The sequence below is a fragment of the Spirosoma migulaei genome (assembly GCF_054776855.1).
On record NZ_BAAHBG010000017.1, the window covers coordinates 38,506 to 55,287 of the forward strand.

A 16,782-nucleotide genomic window follows, 5' to 3' on the forward strand; every position below is an offset into this window, starting at 1 on the left:
GAGGGAAAACGGCTTTACGCTTCTCCTACCAGCATCAACGCACCTACCGTTACGTTGGATGTTTCGTCGATAAGGATCGCACCACCCGACGCACGATTGGTTGTATAAGGATCGAAACTGATTGGCTGTGCAGTCCGTAGAACGACTTTGGCCAGATCATTTAGCCGCAATTGTTCTACTCCCTCAATCTGTTCGTAGGTATTTACGTTCAGTTGATACGATATCTCACGAACTGAGCAACGGGTGCGGAAGGTGCCAATCTGTAATACGTACTTACTACCCACTTTGAACTCCTTGGAATCCATCCAGCAAAGCATCGCTTCAACTGTTTGACTGCTAAGCGGCTGGCTGTCCGAGCGAACAATCAGGTCGCCCCGGCTAATGTCTACATCCGTAGCTAAGTGCAGCACAACCGACATGGGCGTTGTGGCTTCCTCCAGATGCGTTTCGGCGATTTCAATGGCGTCGATAGTCGAGGTTTCGCCCGATGGGAATACCGTTATAGCATCGCCCTTACGGAACTGGCCACTGGTAATTTTACCTGCGTACCCCCGATAGTCGTGTAATTCAGCAGTTTGCGGCCGAATAACATACTGCACTGGAAAACGAGCCTGGGTTAGATTGACATCATCGTCGATCACGACTGTTTCCAAATGTTCCAGTAAAGTCTGTCCATCATACCACGGCATTGATTCCGACCGATCAACAACGTTATCGCCATTGAGCGCGCTCATCGGAATGTATGTTACATGCTTGACATTCAGGTTTTTGGCTAAGTCCGCGTAATTAATGCAGATATCCGTGAACACATCCTGCGAATAGCCAACCAAGTCCATTTTGTTAACGGCCACCACAATGTGAGGAATTCCCAAAAGCGACGCAATCAACGAATGCCGACGGGTTTGTTCGGCCACACCATGCCGTGCATCAACCAGAACAATAGCCAATTGACAGTTCGACGCACCTGTTACCATATTACGGGTATATTGAATATGGCCGGGCGCATCCACAATGATGAACTTACGAGCTGGCGTCTGGAAATAGCGATAGGCTACGTCGATGGTGATACCCTGTTCACGTTCGGAACGGAGACCATCAGTCAATAAGGCCAAATCAATTTCACCATCGTCACGGCTTTTACTAGCCCGTTCAATGGCTTCGAGCTGATCAGCCAGGATGGATTTGGAATCGTAAAGAAGCCGCCCAATGAGCGTGCTTTTGCCGTCGTCAACCGAACCGGCTGTTATAAATCTAAGGAGATCCATTTAGTGAATGTATAATGAATGATTGGGGCCGCCCGTGCGGTAAAATGGATAGTATTATATCCAATCATTATTCATTGTTCATTTTACATTATTCATTACTCAAAAATACCCGCCCTTCTTGCGGTCTTCCATAGCAGCTTCGCTAAGCTGGTCGTCCATGCGGGTCTCGCCCCGTTCAGAGATGCGTGTCGCTTGAATTTCGTCAATGACGGCGTCGAGGGTTTCGGCGGTCGATTCTGAGGCAGCTGTGCAGGAAATGTCACCAACGGTACGGAACCGTACCCGGCGTGTTACCAACTGATCGTCGGCTTCGGGTTTGATAACGCCCCCAGCAGTGGCCATCAGCTTGCCATCACGAATGAGTAGTTCACGGTCGTGGGCAAAATAGATGCTGGGCAGTGCTATTTTCTCACGACGGATGTAATTCCAGACGTCGAGTTCGGTCCAGTTCGAAATGGGGAATACGCGAACGTTTTCGCCTTTGTGAATCCGACCATTATAGAGATTCCAAAGCTCAGGACGCTGGCGTTTTGGGTCCCAGGAACCGAATTCATCCCGCACTGAAAATACGCGTTCTTTGGCCCGCGCTTTTTCTTCATCCCGACGGGCACCCCCAATACAGGCATCGAATTCAAACTCTTCGATCGTATCCAGCAACGTGAATGTTTGCAGGCCATTCCGGGTCGCATTCCGGCCCGTTGGCTCCTTCAGTTTCTTCTCGCGAATTGTATCTTCAACATAGCGAACAATGAGTTTTTCGCCAATCCGCTCAGCCAGATTATCGCGGTAATCAAGCGCTTCCTGAAAGTTGTGGCCCGTGTCGATATGCACGAGGGGAAACGGAAATTTACCCGGCCGAAACGCTTTCAGCGCCAGATGCACGAGCGTAATGGAATCTTTGCCGCCCGAAAAAAGGAGCGCAGGCCGCTCAAATTGACCGGCAACCTCCCGCATGATGTGGATGGCTTCGGATTCGAGCTGATCTAAATAATTCATAGTCATTTAGTGGTCATTAGATGGTCATTGACGGTCATTTTTCGTCGTTATGTGTTTGGAAAACTTTGTCCCAATCAATACTCATCTGACTATTTTCGTAAAAAATGCCGGGTTCTTCCGCTTTATAACCCGAATCGCTAGCTTTTTTACCTAGTGTTTTTAGGTAATTGTTTAGCTTGACACCTAACGTATTAATGTCTTTGTCAAACTGATTATATTGATCGTCACCAACTAACGACCGCCTTCTTGCTTTATCTAACCAGGTTCGAGTTTCAAGTAATGAACCACGAGCGATGTAACAAAAGTTAATATTTTCTTTATAGTGATAGCGCCCAAAGCCTTCGCTGATATTGGCAGCTACGGAGTCGGCCGATCGGACTACCTGTTTTCCAACAGTATCTTTTGCAAAGGAATCCCACTTATTTACAATGAACCAAACTTGCTCTCCTAGGGTCATCGCCAACTGGTAAATCTGCAAATCGTTTAGTCCCATATTATTATCGTCATTTGGCAGCCATTCATTGGCATTCAATAGTCATTTTATTATAGAGCTTTAAAACAAAAAATGATTACTGAATGACCAATAATGACACGAAGTAAATGACTACTAATTTACGCTTTAAAGGCTTCCTCGTGGCTATGCAAACCGCACTCCTTCTTGGAGTTGTCTTCCCACCACCAGCGCCCGGCCCGGAAATCTTCGCCTTCCTGAATGGCACGCGTGCAGGGCTGGCAACCAATGCTTACAAAGCCCCGGTCGTGGAGTGGGTTGTAGGGTACATGATTGTCTTTTATATACTGTTTTACCTCTTCGAATGTCCAGTCCATTAAGGGGTGAAATTTAAAGAGATCGTGAGCGTCATCCCGCTCAAGCTGGGGCATGCTCTGGCGATTGGCCGACTGCTCAGCGCGGATGCCCGTGATCCAGATTTTCTGACCTTTCAATGCCCGATTGAGTGGTTCTACTTTTCGGATTCCGCAGCATTCTTTCCGATTCTCCACGGAATCGTAGAAACTGTATGGACCTTTGGTGGTCATCAGTTTTTCAACGGCCTGCGCATCAGGGAAATACGCTTCAATTTTGGCGCCGTACCGATCGTTGGTTTTTTTCCAGACCGAATAGGTTTCGGAAAACATCCGACCCGTATCGAGTGTAAAAATCTTGATTGGTATATTATTCGCCAGGATTAAGTCGGTGATAACCTGATCTTCGTAGCCCAGGCTGGTCGAAAAAACGACCTCACCGGGAAATAATTCAGCTAGCGTCCGAAGCGCTTCGACATTACTCAGACCGTTCAGTTGTTCGGTCAGGCTTTCGAGAGTGTAAGTTGGTTCGGCAATCATATTTTGGTGGTCATTTATTGTCATTAAGTTGTCATCATTAGTCATTGATTGTCAAATGACGTGTAGCGAATGACCATTGGATGACGCATAGCAAATGACTATTTTAAGTTTACCGCCTTGCCGGTTTTGGCCGACTGCCGGGCAGCGTCCAGAATCTCCATGACGATGATATTATTTTCTAATGACGTTAATTCATCGGGTTTAGTTTCGCCATGTAGCAGTCTGGCAAAGTAGGCAAATGGGTCAGTAGCAGGAGCCTCGGTTTGAGCTGCTTCAGCCGCTTTTTCACTTTTATCACCCTTAAGGCGTATGCGCATACGCGAACCATCTACCGTAAATACATACCCCGTTTGACCGTACACTTCCATATCCTTACGACCAAATGGCCAGTTCCACGATCCCTGAATGATGGTCTGCGTTTTCGGATACGTTAGAATGATTGTTCCTTCGTCGTCCACTTTTGGATAAATGTCAGGCTTGATTTGCTGGGTTACGGCCATTACCGAAACCGGCCGCTCATTATGCATAAGCCAGGTTGAGAGATTGGCTCCATAGCAGCCAAAATCGAATAAGGCCCCGGCTCCATTGGTAACCGGATCGGTGAGCCAACTCAGGAATTCATTGCTTACGCCAATTTCTTTGGGCCCTTCGTGCCCGTCATGCACAACAATCTTCCGTACATCACCAATTGACTTGTCGGTATTGGTAATCGCATAGGCTTTATGATTGCTGCCATACCAGGTGGTTTCGTAATTCGTCAGGAGTTGAATGGTATGCTTTTTTGCCAGCGCAGCCATCTGTTTTGCATCGGCAAAAGTCGTAGCCAGTGGTTTTTCGACCATGACATGAATACCGCGGGGCGCACAAATAGCTACCGTTTTTTTATGATCGACAATCGGACCAAAGTCTGTTACGGCTTCGGGTTTGGTTTTGTCGAGCATTTCAGCAACAGTTGGATAAACTAAGCTCATGCTAAACCCATGCTGCCTGGCGAGTCGTTCGGCCAGGGCACGATTCGGTTCGGCGATGCCTACAATTTCGATGTCTGTTTGCCCCGTTTGCCGGAACGCTTTATTCAGAATGCCATGTACATGATCATGAGCCATCCCCGCTATACCCACCCGAAGTGGTTTTTTAGGGCTCTGTGCACTGGCCAGGTGAGCCAGTAAGAGTAAGATACTGTAAAAGGCGGGGCGTAGGAACATTGGGGTATTATTTATACGTACTCGGATCAAGCCAGACGACTTCTAAATACTGACCGTGCAGATGATCGAAGTCTTTATCAGTTGTTATGAGTGTAGCTTCCATATAAGGCGCTGTGGCAGCTATCCATAAGTCGTTTTTGCCCATGTTCCGAGCTGAAATATTCAGCGGATGGTGCTTTAATTTATTTTGGCTATATGCATCAATTTCGGCATAAAGTTCAAGTAAAGGAGCGATGTTAATATCGACGACTGTGAAAATATCAAGTAATTCGACTAACTCCTTTTTGCGCCTTTCTCCCCAGTTGCTTTGGATAGAAATAGACTTTAATTCACCTACAGTAACAACGGATATACAAACTTTATTCTCACTACTTAAAGGCTGATACTGCTTATTAATATAGGTAGAAAGAGTCGATCTATTCAAATAAGACAAAAGAATATTCGTATCCAGCAGATAGGTCATTTAGTAAGCATTGCTAAAAGTTCATCCAGTGGTTCTTGAATATTCATCTGGTTTGTCAATGCATTAAATCGATTCTGGTCAAATGGTTTATTAAACAGATGATTGCCTCGTTCGAATTGAGCGTTTGTTGCTGAAAAATGCCCTGACTTTATGTCTTCCAGACGCCTTTTAAAATACGTCGGGGCCAGTTCAGCCACAGAAGCAGCCTGTTCCAGGGTTAAACTGCCTTTTTCATAGAGCGCACGGGCCATTTCCCAACGAGCTTCGGTTGGGTCTAATGTGTCGGGAACATTGAGCGTCAGTGTTTTCATGACATCTTTAGTGCTTTATTGTACTAAAACTTCTCGGGCCGAATCAGTTCATTGCACCAGGGCTGAGCAGAACTTCTGAATGCGAAATGCGTTGCCCCAACAAACCAGTGAACTCGAAGATCCACTTACACAAAACGACCTCGTTTGACTCGTCAATTACCTGATTGATGAGCCTGGGTGAAACGCTGTTACTTAGGCTACCTTTTCTTTAATGGCTTCTGCTGATTTCTCGACGGCCTGCGTGAAATCCTCAATCAAATCCTCGATGGCTTCCAGTCCAACCGAAATCCGAATCAGGCCTGGCGTAATACCTAATGCGGCTTTCTCATCAGGTTTCAATTTGGCATGGGTCGTTGTGTTTGGGTTGGTCACGATAGTACGGGAATCGCCCAGATTTGAGGAAAGGGTAGGAATTGTCAGTGCATCGAAGAAGGCTTTTACGCGTTCGAAACCGCCTTCCAGTTCAATGGTGACGATGGCACCGCCCGCACTCATCTGCCGTTTAGCCAGATCATATTGTGGATGAGAGGGAAGGAACGGATACAATACACGCTCAACGTCTGCGTGCCCATCCAGCGCTTCGGCCAATTGCAAGGCATTGCGACAATGGCGCTCCATGCGGAGGTCCAGAGTTTCCAGGCTTTTCGATAAGATCCAGGCGTTGAACGGCGACAACGATGGGCCGGTATGACGGGCAAAGAACCGGATTGGCTGGATCAAATCGGCACGACCGACTACGATACCGCCCAATACCCGACCCTGTCCATCCATATACTTCGTGGCCGAATGCACCGATAAATCAGCTCCAAAGTCGATTGGAGTTTGTAAGATCGGTGTAGCGAAACAATTGTCTACGTTCAGGATGAAGCCATATTTCGCTTTCAGACGAGCCAGCATTTTCAGATCAACCAGTTCCAAACCAGGGTTGGAAGGTGTTTCCAGATAGACCATGCGCGTGTTGGGCTGCATAGCGGCTTCCCATTCGGCTTCGGTGGCGGTTGCATCGACATAGGTATGCGTAATGCCCCATTTGCTCAGAATCTGCGTAATAATCTGGTGTGCTGAGCCAAACAAGGCCCGGCAGGCAACCAGGTGATCGCCCGATTTTAGCAACGCAGCCATGCTGGCAAATACGGCAGCCATGCCCGTTCCTGTTGCGATGCCGTCTTCGGCATTTTCCAACATGCAGACCTTCTCGACGAACTCCGTTACGTTGGGGTTCGAGAAGCGTGAATAAATATTACCCTCTTCTGTTTCTTCGAACAAGGCTTTTCCCTGCTCAGCATTTTCGAAGGTAAAACTGGATGTCAGATACAGGGGAACAGAGTGTTCGCGGTTTTGCGATTGCTGCGCCTGGGTACGGATGGCTTTGGTTTGTTTTTGCATGCTGTCTGGGCCAAGCTCCTGCCTGGCCTGTCAATTTTCACGGGCCAAGCAGGAACTTGGCCCAGACACTAAAAGAACTTGATAATCTTCCGCAAACTTACGAGAATAACGACAATTCCGACCAAAATCATCATGGTCTTGACGGGTAGTTTTTGTGCCAACCGGGCAGCAATAGGTGCGGCAATCATGCCACCCAGAATCAGACCCAGGATCACCATGCCATAATTATCCAATCCGGCATAGAGGGCAAACACAACGGAGCTGGCAAACGAGACAAAGAACTCGGCCAGGTTAACTGAGCCAATGGTGTAACGTGGATGACGGCCCGAAGCAATAAGCGTAGAATTCACAATGGGGCCCCAGCCACCTCCGCCAATGGCATCGACAAAACCTCCGAACCAAGCTAAGAGGCCAATTTGACGAACGGGTTTTTTCTTGGTCGGCTTTGCTAATGCTTTTCGAAGAATCAAAATACCCAGAATGGCCGTGTAAATCGAAATGGCTGGTGATAAATAGTTAGCCACAACTTCCATGTCGGCCAATTTTGTAATCAGAAAGGCACCTAACGCAGCGCCTATAACGCCAGGAATCAGGACAATTTTAAACAACCGGCTGTTAACATTGCCAAACTTAAGGTGCATGTAACCCGATACCCCCGAGGTGAAAATTTCGGAACTGTGCACGCTGGCGGTTGCGAATAAGGGACTGATGCCCACACTTGTCAAGAACGTAGTAGCCGTTACGCCATAGGCCATCCCCAGCGCACCGTCGATCATCTGGGCAACGAAGCCCGCCAGAATGAAGTAGAAAATCTGGGGCGTTAGGTCAATGGAACTAGCCATAACCGTCAGGCGATCCAGCGTGAAATAGCTGAATAACAGATGCCCAACAACCATCAGCGCGAGGGCAGAAAAAACATAAATGGCTATTTCTGTGCGATTCCTGCGTCGGAGGAGCGGCCGGGATAAGCCCGTTTGCACAGTAGCCGTTGGGAATGCGGTTCGTATCGCATCGGCCTGTTTCGCAGCGTTGTCTCCCTGAAGGCTGATCGTCAGTCCATTAAGGTCGATTCCTGGCTCTGCCAGACTTAGTGAAGTGTCTGCCGAATTGGCGGTAGAGGCTATCTGTTGACTCATACAGTATAATGCCTATCGAGTTAATGGAGTATTTTATTTATGAAAAACGGCACGTCAGCGTGCCGCATGTTTTCAATCGGATTCAGGTCAGCAACGTATAGACTGGCCTGAACGTGCCACAAAGATACGTTAGGGATCAGGAAAGATGCAAGGAATCAGAAGAATCTACTGCGCTGAACCTTTTACTCACCTGCCATTGGATCAGGCGTTCCGTCGGTATCGCCGGTAACCGTTCCGTGTGTTGGGAAGGTGTTTCCACGGATAAACAATAAACCGGCTACATGCGGAGCTGCCATAGAAGTACCGCTCAAGGTGGCATACTTTCCACCCATGTAAGTCGATGTAATACGAACGCCATACGCACAGACATCGACACTACTACCAAAGTTGGAAAATGATGCGAACTGGTTTTTGCTGTCCATCGCTGAAACCGTAAACACATTGGCGTGATTGACGTGTGAGGGCGAGTAATTATCGGCGTTTTTGCTGTCGTTGCCTGCCGCAATGGCGAATAAAATGCCCGCGTTGGCCGCTTGGGTGATTGCCTGATCGAGGGTTGTTGACGTACTTTCGCCACCCAGACTCAAATTGACCACATCGCCCGCTTTTCCATTCTGTCGGACGTAATTGATAGCCTGAATAATTCCCGACAGCCGACCTTCGCCTTCATCATCCAGAACCCTTAACGAAACCAGCGTTGCCCCCGAGGCAATGCCGGTTACGCCGATGCTGTTGTTTTTGGCCCCAATAATACCCGCTACGTGCGTGCCGTGTCCATTTTCGTCGTCGGCCGAGGTCGTACCACTAACGAATGATTTACTTCGGGTGACGTCTACATTCAGATCGGGGTGATCGAGATCTATGCCCGTATCGATGATCCAGGCTGTTTTTGTCGTCTGTAAATCGCCCCGACCGTAGCCAGTTTGACTAATATTCCAGGGCAACGTGGTTGTCGTTGTAACGTCGACACAATTACACATCGACATAATCTGATCAGGCTCAATGAGCAAAACCGACGGGTCCTGCTTTAGCTTTTCGGACTCGCGTTCGGTTAACTGAGCCAGAAAACTGGTTTGATCTCCGGTTGCCAGGACTTCGGCTTGTGCATTAGTGACCTGGGCATCGGTAAGAAACTGCTCCACCTGGGCGTCGGTGCTGGCAAGGCGGGCGTTGGGCGACGAAGAAGTTGATAGCGCGGGTCGATAGGTAACAATGTAAGAACCGGCAATGGCCGTCCCGTTGGTAGACGAGGCCTTAACCAGACAGTCAACACTTGTAGGCTCTACACTACTATCGGTTTGGCAACCAAAAAGGCTAAAGCCAAGTAGGGCGACGTTGGTAAACGTCGCGAACGATAAAAAACGTTGCATGGGTACGTACGAATTGGATAGTTGGATAAATATCAATCGTAAAAAGTCATGCCATGCGTCGGTTCAAGAAAGTATACGCCAAAAGCCGCAGGGGCGTTGCACGCTCGTCAATACGAACAAATAGTCTACCTTTTTAGTGCGATAAAAGCCACTCGACCTGCAGCCGGAAACGTTGTTTCGGCAATGGGCTGGCCATAATGCTGGTAAAACTGGGCGACCTGTTCGGGTGTCAGTAAATCAGGATATAGGTTGATACCCGCGAAGTTGTTCTGGCGTAGAAATGCATCCAGAAACTGCCAGTCCTGTGCTGTAAATAGCCGCCCCGGTGTTAGCAGGCGGGGCCACCCATCGCGCAGAAACGGTTGTATCTGGCCGGGATGTAGTCGCCCGAAATATTGCCCGACTCCGCTTTTATCATAGAATCGCCGGAAGGTAAAGACCGCGTTTTGCTGAGCATAATAAGGACAAAGTCCTTCGTTCATGCCCACTCCATCACCCCCAACTGTGCAGAATGGCCAATCGAGGACAGCTGTACCCGGTTGTTGTCGCACCAGGGCGCAATAGCGTAAAAGACTATCGGAGGCTACGTTTGCCGGATAGACTATACGTTGAACATAGCCCGTGTACCACTCCATACCCATCAGGCCAAGTAATAGAACCCCGATAAGTTGCGCGGGTAGTCGGCGGGGCCATTGAATTGGCAGGGCTAGTAGGCCTAAAAGTACCGGATAGATCAGGCTGGCCCGCCCGCCATGCCGGTTGAAACTAAACCAGGGAAATAACTTCAGCGTTGGTAACAAAACGGGGTGGTAGAGCAGGCATAGGCCTACCATCAATACAATAGGCAGCCAAACAGCTATACATCGGCGGAATTGCCACCAACCAATACCTGCCATTACCGTCAGATACAGCCCAGGACTCCCTTGCCCGTAACTCTCAAACGTGTCATGGAAGAGCCGGTTATAGTCAACATCATAGGTATGAAAGCCAGGCAGATGGGGGATCAATAAGCGCAGTGGGTGCGACCAGGCGCGTAATTCAGGGACAGTGCTAAAGTCGAATTGCCAGGCTGTAAAGGCAATTTGAAGGGTTAGGGGCAGATACAGAAATAAGCTAAATCCTATGATTAGTAAGCAGCCTACAATGCCCACTTTATACTGCCTCCATTGTTCCTGTAGGTAACTAAGGATCAGCATAAACCAGGATTTCGTACGGAAGCGCTGATACAGAATGACGAGTAGGACCGGAAAGGCCAGTGTGGTAAATGTTAACGCAAAACCCGCCACGTAGGCCAGTTCCTGACTCAATACCTGAACATGAAGCCATATCCAGGCCAGTATATAGATGAGCGAGATCGATCTGGCTGTCGTCAGATCATATAAAAGTCGATATGTGGCTACTATACAAAGGGTTGTCCAGTGTCCTACACAAACGTTCATGTGGACAGGGAACTTGTAGATCGCATAAAAATTAAAAATCGAGACAACCAGACCAAGAATAACCGATTTGCCGATGCCAAAGCGAGGGCTTACCAACATGAACGTTCCAGCGGCTGCAACGACCAGACTGTACACATAATAATATTGGAGATACGGGCCGGGGCCGCCCCAAATACGATAACAGACTGTATACCAGTAGTCGCGCTCGAAACCCCAGTCCAGAAATACCTGATTGGTGCCGTAGGGATAAAAGGTTTGCGTGTTGATCAGATTAAGGTGCGGAAACGGCCAGAACGTGAGATTCTTCTGGAAAAAATAGCCCACATATTCGAACTGGTCGGTGTCATTGCCATCGGAGAGAGGATGATGAAAATCGCCTATTATCCAGATGCTCAGCACCGATGTCAGAAGGACTAAGCCAATGGTCCAAAACCAGTACGACCTGTCGCTTGCGCTTCTACCTTGATTTGTTTTGAGTAAAGGAGCAGGTGTGGAGGCTTGATTCATTAGGTGTTTATACATTCATCGACTGACCGATAGGCAAAAGTCTTTGTAATCGGCTATTTTTGCAACCTGAACCACTCAATGACTACTGTATAATGTAAAATGAATACTATTCTCCGGGCAATTAGCCGATGGATCTCCTAAAATTGACCAGGATAATGACTCCACTTTCGTTTCCATTATACATTTTCCATTATCAATTTTTCATTACTCATGGCTGACTACAACCACCGCGAAACTGAACAGAAATGGCAGCAGTTTTGGGACGATCACCACACCTACAAACCCGCAGAACAGACGACTAAGCCAAAGTACTACGTTCTTGACATGTTTCCGTATCCATCGGGAGCGGGGCTGCACGTTGGCCACCCACTGGGTTACATTGCCTCCGATATCGTGTCGCGTTACAAGCGGCTGAAAGGGTTTAATGTGTTGCACCCAATGGGCTTCGACTCCTTCGGTCTTCCGGCCGAACAGTACGCGATACAGACGGGCCAACACCCGGCCATCACAACGGAGCAAAACCGGGAACGCTACATTGAGCAACTGAAAAATATTGGGTTCAGCTACGACTGGAGCCGCGAAGTCCGCACGTCCGATCCATCCTATTACAAATGGACGCAGTGGATCTTCATGGAGTTATTCCGTTCGTGGTATAACAAAGATACCGACCGGGCCGAACCCATTGAAACGCTGACGAATAAGTTCGCGATGAACGGTACGACGGATGTCAACGCCGTATGTGCCGATGACACGCCCACATTCACCGCTGCCGAGTGGAACGCCATGTCTACGCGGGAGTCCTATGAAATAACCCTGAAATATCGCCTGACGTATCTGGCCGATGCGGTAGTAAACTGGTGTCCGGCGCTGGGTACCGTTCTGGCCAACGACGAAGTAAAAGACGGCGTTTCGGAGCGGGGCGGCTATCCTGTCGAACAAAAACTGATGCGCCAATGGATGATGCGGATCACTGCCTACGCCGACCGTTTGTTGACCGGCTTAGACACGATTGACTGGACTGAATCGCTGAAAGAACAACAGCGAAACTGGATTGGAAAGTCGGTTGGTGCCAGTGTGAAATTTCCTCTTGGGGAGAAAAGGGAAAATGGACAAGGGACAACATCCCCTTCCTCCCCCTCGTCCCTTTCTTCCCCTTCCTCCTTCATCGAAGTCTTCACTACCCGTGTTGATACCATTTACGGTGTTACGTTTATGGTACTGGCGCCTGAGCATGAACTGGCGGCTGAGTTGACGACGCCTGAGCAGCAGGAAGCCGTTGATGCGTATGTAAACGCGGCCAAACTACGGTCGGAGCGCGACCGGATGGCTGAAACGAAAGTTGTTTCGGGCGTATTTACGGGTAGTTACTGCACCAATCCGTTCAACGGCGAGCAAGTCCCCATCTTCCTGGCCGACTACGTCTTGGCGGGTTACGGTACGGGTGCGGTTATGGCCGTTCCCTCGGGCGATCAGCGTGACTGGAACTTTGCCAGGCACTTCAATCTGCCCATCATCCCGATTCTGGATGCCCAGAAAGATGTTGATCAACAGGCCGACAACACCAAAGAAGGTCATTATATTAACTCGGGTATCATCAATGGCATGACCTACAAAGAGGCTACGGCAACCCTGATTGCGTGGCTTGAAGAACGAGGTTTGGGTAAAGGCAAAATCAACTACCGGATGCGCGACGCGGTTTTCAGCCGCCAACGCTACTGGGGTGAACCGGTGCCGGTCTATTTCAAGGACGGACTTCCATACTTAATTGACGAAAGCGACCTACCGTTGGAATTGCCCGCCGTTGATAAATACCTGCCTACCGAAACCGGTGAGCCCCCACTAGGACGCGCTGAGGGATGGAAGTACACCCCTAAATCCCCTAAAGGGGACTTGACAAGTTACGACTACGAATTAAGCACCATGCCCGGTTGGGCGGGTTCGTCGTGGTACTGGTACCGCTACATGGACCCAAACAACGACAACGAATTTGCCAGCAAAGAAGCCATTAACTACTGGCAGAATGTGGATCTGTACATCGGTGGTACCGAACACGCCACGGGCCACTTGCTGTACAGTCGTTTCTGGAACAAGTTCATGAAAGACCGGGGCTACGTGCCGCAGGAAGAGCCGTTCAAAAAGCTCATCAACCAGGGCATGATTCAGGGGCGGAGTAGTTTAGTAATTCGCTTAAATAAATCGAACAAGATCATATCTCTTGACCTGTGGAACAGGATGAATGACGTGCTACCAAGAGGTGAATATGAAAATGCAATTGCAGAGGAGAATTATGTGATTGAAGATGGTAAGAAGGAAATAAAATGGTCTCACTTCCTTGTACCAGTTGATTATGTTGATAATGATATTCTTGACCTTGAAGCCGCAAGGTATCATTTGAGAATGTTTGAGGTAAATGTTGATGATGCCTATAGGGAACCAGACGGCAGTTTCATTACAAGTTGGCAGATTGATAAAATGTCAAAGTCTAAATGGAATGTCGTTAATCCCGATACGATTGTCGAGAAATATGGCGCTGATGTCTTGCGGCTTTACGAAATGTTCCTCGGGCCGCTGGAACAGGCTAAGCCCTGGAATACCAACGGTATCGACGGCGTGTATCGCTTCATTCGTAAATTCTGGCGGTTGTTTTATAAGGACAATGCAGACGGAAGTAGCAATTGGATTGTAACAGACGAACCCGCAACACCGGCTGAACTGAAGATTTTACACAAGACGATTCAGAAGGCCGGAAATGATATTGAAGCGTTCTCGTTCAATACATCGGTGAGTCAGTTTATGATCTGTGTGAATGAACTGGCTACGCTGAATTGCCACAAACGGGCAATTTTGCAGGATTTGGTACTGATCTTGTCGCCTTACGCGCCCCACATTACGGAGGAGCTCTGGGCAGCGTTAGGCAATGAGCCCGGCACAATCTCGCAGGCGGAGTTTCCTGTATTCAATCCAGCTTATCTGGTTGAGGACGCCTTCGAATACCCGATTCAGATCAACGGCAAGGTTCGCACAACCATCAGTTTCGCCATCGACCGGGCTCCAACCGAAATCGAGCGCGAAGTGCTGGCCGACGAAATCGTGCAGAAGTGGCTGGAAGGCAAATCACCCAAAAAAGTGGTGGTGGTGCCGAAACGAATTGTGAATGTGGTGATATAAATTTTGTTTTTGTCATTCCGACTTCAGGAGGAATCTCAAGCCTCTCTATAAGTCAAGCTTGAGATTCCTCCTGAAGTCGGAATGACAAAAAAACTAAACCCCAATCACTTCCTCCTTCTGGGCTGCCAGCGCATCGCGCACCTGCGCCGTGAGCGTAAGTGAGTGCTTTCGGGCTTCATGATCGAAAATAGGAGCCGTGAATATCAGTTCATTGGCCTGTGTTTGCTCAATAATATTCGCTAACTGCCGCTGAATGGTTCTTGGTGAACCTATGGCTGAGCAACGAAAAAAGGAATCAATTCCCGCCAGTTCGTAGTCGGGCCAGATTGCCGAAAGATCGTCGACCGGTGGCTGCATTTTTCTGGCTTTTCCCCGGCGGATATACAGAAACTGCTGTTGCACAGAGGTGAACAAATGCTCGGCTTCCTGGTCGGTGTCGGCCGCAATTACATTTGCGGCTACCATGGCATACGGTTCCTTTAAATGGACCGACGGTTTAAACTGCGTTCTGTACACATGCAGAGCCCGCATCAAGTCATTGGGTGCAAAGTGCGACGCGAAGGCGTAAGGAAGCCCAAGAATAGCCGCTAATTGTGCGCCAAACAAGCTAGAGCCTAGTATCCATATGGGTACATCCAGACCATTCCCAGGCACGGCCTGAACAAATTGGTTGGAATCATCGGGCTGAAAATAACGCTGTAACTCAAGTACATCCTGTGGGAATGTATCTGGCCCAGTGGCATCGCGTCGGAGTGCCCGCGCTGTTGGCTGATCGGAACCTGGCGCCCGACCTAGTCCTAGGTCAATCCGACCTGGATAGAGCGATTCTAACGTGCCAAATTGTTCGGCAATGACTAAGGGGGAGTGATTGGGCAGCATGATACCACCCGAACCTACCCGAATAGTTTTTGTACCACCAGCCACATAACCAATCACGACCGACGTAGCGGCACTGGCGATACCCGGCATGTTGTGGTGCTCGGCCAGCCAATAACGGTTATAACCCAGTTGCTCAGCATGTTGGGCCAGACTGAGCGTATTTTGTAACGCCTGGGAGGCTGTATTGCCTTCCACAATGGGCGATAAATCCAGAACTGAAAAGGGAATCATACGACGTTGTTCTAACTAGTTGCCTTATTTTTACGGCATATTATCGAACACATATTGTTATGATCTTTATGATTGATTATGATTTTTCCTTAAATCAGAATGATCATAAAAATCATAACAATCTGCGGTCTATCTTTCAACAATCCACTTTATCAGAACGGTTCCAGAACACGCCCTGATCATATCATCAGCAACAAGAATGACCACAAAACAATTTATCATTCTAGGCCTTAGTTTCGGCCTGATTACCTGTTCCCCAAAGACTTATACCAACATCTCATCTGGTAAGGGCTACGAATTCTTCAGTTATAAACCCAATCAGGAGGTAAAGATTTCGGTGCACCGGGGTGGGGGCGATCTGAAGGGTTATCCTGAAAACTGTATCGAATCGTTTGCCTACATGGCAAAAACCATAGGGAAGCCAAATCGTCCAGTCATTATTGAATGCGATATCGACCTGACCAAGGACAGCGTCATGGTGATGATGCACGACGCCACCCTCGACCGCACAACCACCGGTACAGGGAAACTAATTGACAAAACATACGCGGAACTAAGCCCGTATCGGTTGGAGGATAATATGGGCAACGTAACACCCTATAAAATTCCGACGCTCGAAGATGTACTGCGTTGGGGCAAGAACAAAGTTACGTTTACCCTCGATGTCAAACGGAATGTATCCTTCGCAAAAGTGGTGGACATGATTCACAAAACGGGCATGGGCGACTATGCTGCCGTGATTACCTATAACGCGCAGGATGCGGCCAAACTAACTAAACTCGATCCAAATCTGATGATTTCGGTAACGATCCGAAACCAGGCTGAATATGACCGACTGCGTGAATTAGGCATCCCCGATAACCGGATGGTGGCTTTCGTGGGCGTCAAAGAACCCGATGCCGACTTGTATAAATTTCTACATCAGAAAGGCATTGCCTGTATCCTGGGTACCCTTGGTAACCTCGATAAACAGGCCGCGGCCAAAGGTGATCAGGTCTATAAAACATTCGCCGACAACGGAGCCGATATTATGTCGACCGACAGGCCGCTGGAAATAGCGAAGATGCTGTACAAATAAGAAG

General features: G+C 48.6%; 14 protein-coding genes. 2 read left to right on the forward strand and 12 right to left on the reverse strand.

The window, feature by feature from the left end:
* Positions 1-14: 14 nt before the first annotated feature.
* From ACYVGO_RS19050 to ACYVGO_RS19100, 11 genes are all read right to left on the reverse strand, one after another.
* Entirely contained in the window at positions 15-1,265 is a 1,251-nt protein-coding gene (locus ACYVGO_RS19050) for a sulfate adenylyltransferase subunit 1 (RefSeq protein WP_460970599.1), read from the reverse strand.
* Positions 1,266-1,364: 99 nt separating this feature from the next.
* The gene (gene cysD / locus ACYVGO_RS19055; RefSeq protein ID WP_168207817.1) at positions 1,365-2,261 is read right to left on the reverse strand and encodes a sulfate adenylyltransferase subunit CysD; all 897 of its coding nucleotides are present in this window, start codon (positions 2,259-2,261) and stop codon (positions 1,365-1,367) included.
* 34 nt (positions 2,262-2,295) lie between these two features.
* Positions 2,296-2,793, reverse strand: a complete 498-nt coding sequence (locus ACYVGO_RS19060) for a four helix bundle protein (protein ID WP_460970600.1) — start codon at positions 2,791-2,793, stop codon at positions 2,296-2,298.
* An 80-nt stretch (positions 2,794-2,873) separates the two neighbouring features.
* Positions 2,874-3,605 carry a phosphoadenylyl-sulfate reductase gene (locus ACYVGO_RS19065; RefSeq protein ID WP_460970727.1) on the reverse strand — a complete coding sequence of 244 codons (732 nt, stop codon included), beginning with the start codon at positions 3,603-3,605 and terminating at the stop codon, positions 2,874-2,876.
* A 98-nt stretch (positions 3,606-3,703) separates the two neighbouring features.
* Positions 3,704-4,810, reverse strand: coding sequence for a Gfo/Idh/MocA family protein (locus ACYVGO_RS19070; protein ID WP_460970601.1), 1,107 nt, complete (start codon positions 4,808-4,810; stop codon positions 3,704-3,706).
* Between the two features lie 7 nt (positions 4,811-4,817).
* Entirely contained in the window at positions 4,818-5,273 is a 456-nt protein-coding gene (locus tag ACYVGO_RS19075) for a PIN domain-containing protein (protein WP_460970602.1), read from the reverse strand.
* Entirely contained in the window at positions 5,270-5,584 is a 315-nt protein-coding gene (locus ACYVGO_RS19080; protein ID WP_460970603.1) for a hypothetical protein, read from the reverse strand. Before ACYVGO_RS19080 ends, ACYVGO_RS19075 begins: the two co-directional genes overlap by 4 nt.
* A 192-nt stretch (positions 5,585-5,776) precedes the next feature.
* Entirely contained in the window at positions 5,777-6,970 is a 1,194-nt protein-coding gene (locus tag ACYVGO_RS19085; protein ID WP_142773444.1) for a trans-sulfuration enzyme family protein, read from the reverse strand.
* A 68-nt stretch (positions 6,971-7,038) separates the two neighbouring features.
* Complete coding sequence (locus ACYVGO_RS19090) at positions 7,039-8,106, reverse strand: sulfite exporter TauE/SafE family protein (protein WP_460970604.1); 1,068 nt, start codon at positions 8,104-8,106, stop codon at positions 7,039-7,041.
* A gap of 182 nt (positions 8,107-8,288) precedes the next feature.
* Entirely contained in the window at positions 8,289-9,476 is a 1,188-nt protein-coding gene (locus tag ACYVGO_RS19095) for a S8 family peptidase (protein ID WP_460970605.1), read from the reverse strand.
* Positions 9,477-9,601: 125 nt separating this feature from the next.
* Positions 9,602-11,422 carry a hypothetical protein gene (locus tag ACYVGO_RS19100; RefSeq protein ID WP_460970606.1) on the reverse strand — a complete coding sequence of 607 codons (1,821 nt, stop codon included), beginning with the start codon at positions 11,420-11,422 and terminating at the stop codon, positions 9,602-9,604.
* A gap of 210 nt (positions 11,423-11,632) precedes the next feature.
* Between ACYVGO_RS19100 and ACYVGO_RS19105 the strand changes: the two genes are divergently transcribed.
* The gene (locus ACYVGO_RS19105; protein WP_460970607.1) at positions 11,633-14,590 is read left to right on the forward strand and encodes a leucine--tRNA ligase; all 2,958 of its coding nucleotides are present in this window, start codon (positions 11,633-11,635) and stop codon (positions 14,588-14,590) included.
* A 93-nt stretch (positions 14,591-14,683) separates the two neighbouring features.
* On the opposite strand, the gene ACYVGO_RS19110 is transcribed toward ACYVGO_RS19105, so the two are convergent.
* Positions 14,684-15,700, reverse strand: a complete 1,017-nt coding sequence (locus ACYVGO_RS19110) for an LLM class flavin-dependent oxidoreductase (protein ID WP_460970608.1) — start codon at positions 15,698-15,700, stop codon at positions 14,684-14,686.
* A gap of 199 nt (positions 15,701-15,899) precedes the next feature.
* On the opposite strand from ACYVGO_RS19110, the gene ACYVGO_RS19115 reads away from it, so the two are divergent.
* The gene (locus tag ACYVGO_RS19115) at positions 15,900-16,778 is read left to right on the forward strand and encodes a glycerophosphodiester phosphodiesterase family protein (RefSeq protein ID WP_460970609.1); all 879 of its coding nucleotides are present in this window, start codon (positions 15,900-15,902) and stop codon (positions 16,776-16,778) included.
* Positions 16,779-16,782 lie beyond the last annotated feature (4 nt).

Coding starts and splice junctions, on each gene's coding strand:
- ACYVGO_RS19050 (WP_460970599.1), bottom strand. CDS start 1,265: ATGGATCTCCTTAGATTTATAACAGCCGGTTCGGTTGACGACGGCAAA.
- cysD (WP_168207817.1), bottom strand. CDS start 2,261: ATGAATTATTTAGATCAGCTCGAATCCGAAGCCATCCACATCATGCGG.
- ACYVGO_RS19065 (WP_460970727.1), bottom strand. CDS start 3,605: ATGATTGCCGAACCAACTTACACTCTCGAAAGCCTGACCGAACAACTG.
- ACYVGO_RS19070 (WP_460970601.1), bottom strand. CDS start 4,810: ATGTTCCTACGCCCCGCCTTTTACAGTATCTTACTCTTACTGGCTCAC.
- ACYVGO_RS19075 (WP_460970602.1), bottom strand. CDS start 5,273: ATGACCTATCTGCTGGATACGAATATTCTTTTGTCTTATTTGAATAGA.
- ACYVGO_RS19080 (WP_460970603.1), bottom strand. CDS start 5,584: ATGAAAACACTGACGCTCAATGTTCCCGACACATTAGACCCAACCGAA.
- ACYVGO_RS19085 (WP_142773444.1), bottom strand. CDS start 6,970: ATGCAAAAACAAACCAAAGCCATCCGTACCCAGGCGCAGCAATCGCAA.
- ACYVGO_RS19090 (WP_460970604.1), bottom strand. CDS start 8,106: ATGAGTCAACAGATAGCCTCTACCGCCAATTCGGCAGACACTTCACTA.
- ACYVGO_RS19095 (WP_460970605.1), bottom strand. CDS start 9,476: ATGCAACGTTTTTTATCGTTCGCGACGTTTACCAACGTCGCCCTACTT.
- ACYVGO_RS19100 (WP_460970606.1), bottom strand. CDS start 11,422: ATGAATCAAGCCTCCACACCTGCTCCTTTACTCAAAACAAATCAAGGT.
- ACYVGO_RS19105 (WP_460970607.1), top strand. CDS start 11,633: ATGGCTGACTACAACCACCGCGAAACTGAACAGAAATGGCAGCAGTTT.
- ACYVGO_RS19110 (WP_460970608.1), bottom strand. CDS start 15,700: ATGATTCCCTTTTCAGTTCTGGATTTATCGCCCATTGTGGAAGGCAAT.
- ACYVGO_RS19115 (WP_460970609.1), top strand. CDS start 15,900: ATGACCACAAAACAATTTATCATTCTAGGCCTTAGTTTCGGCCTGATT.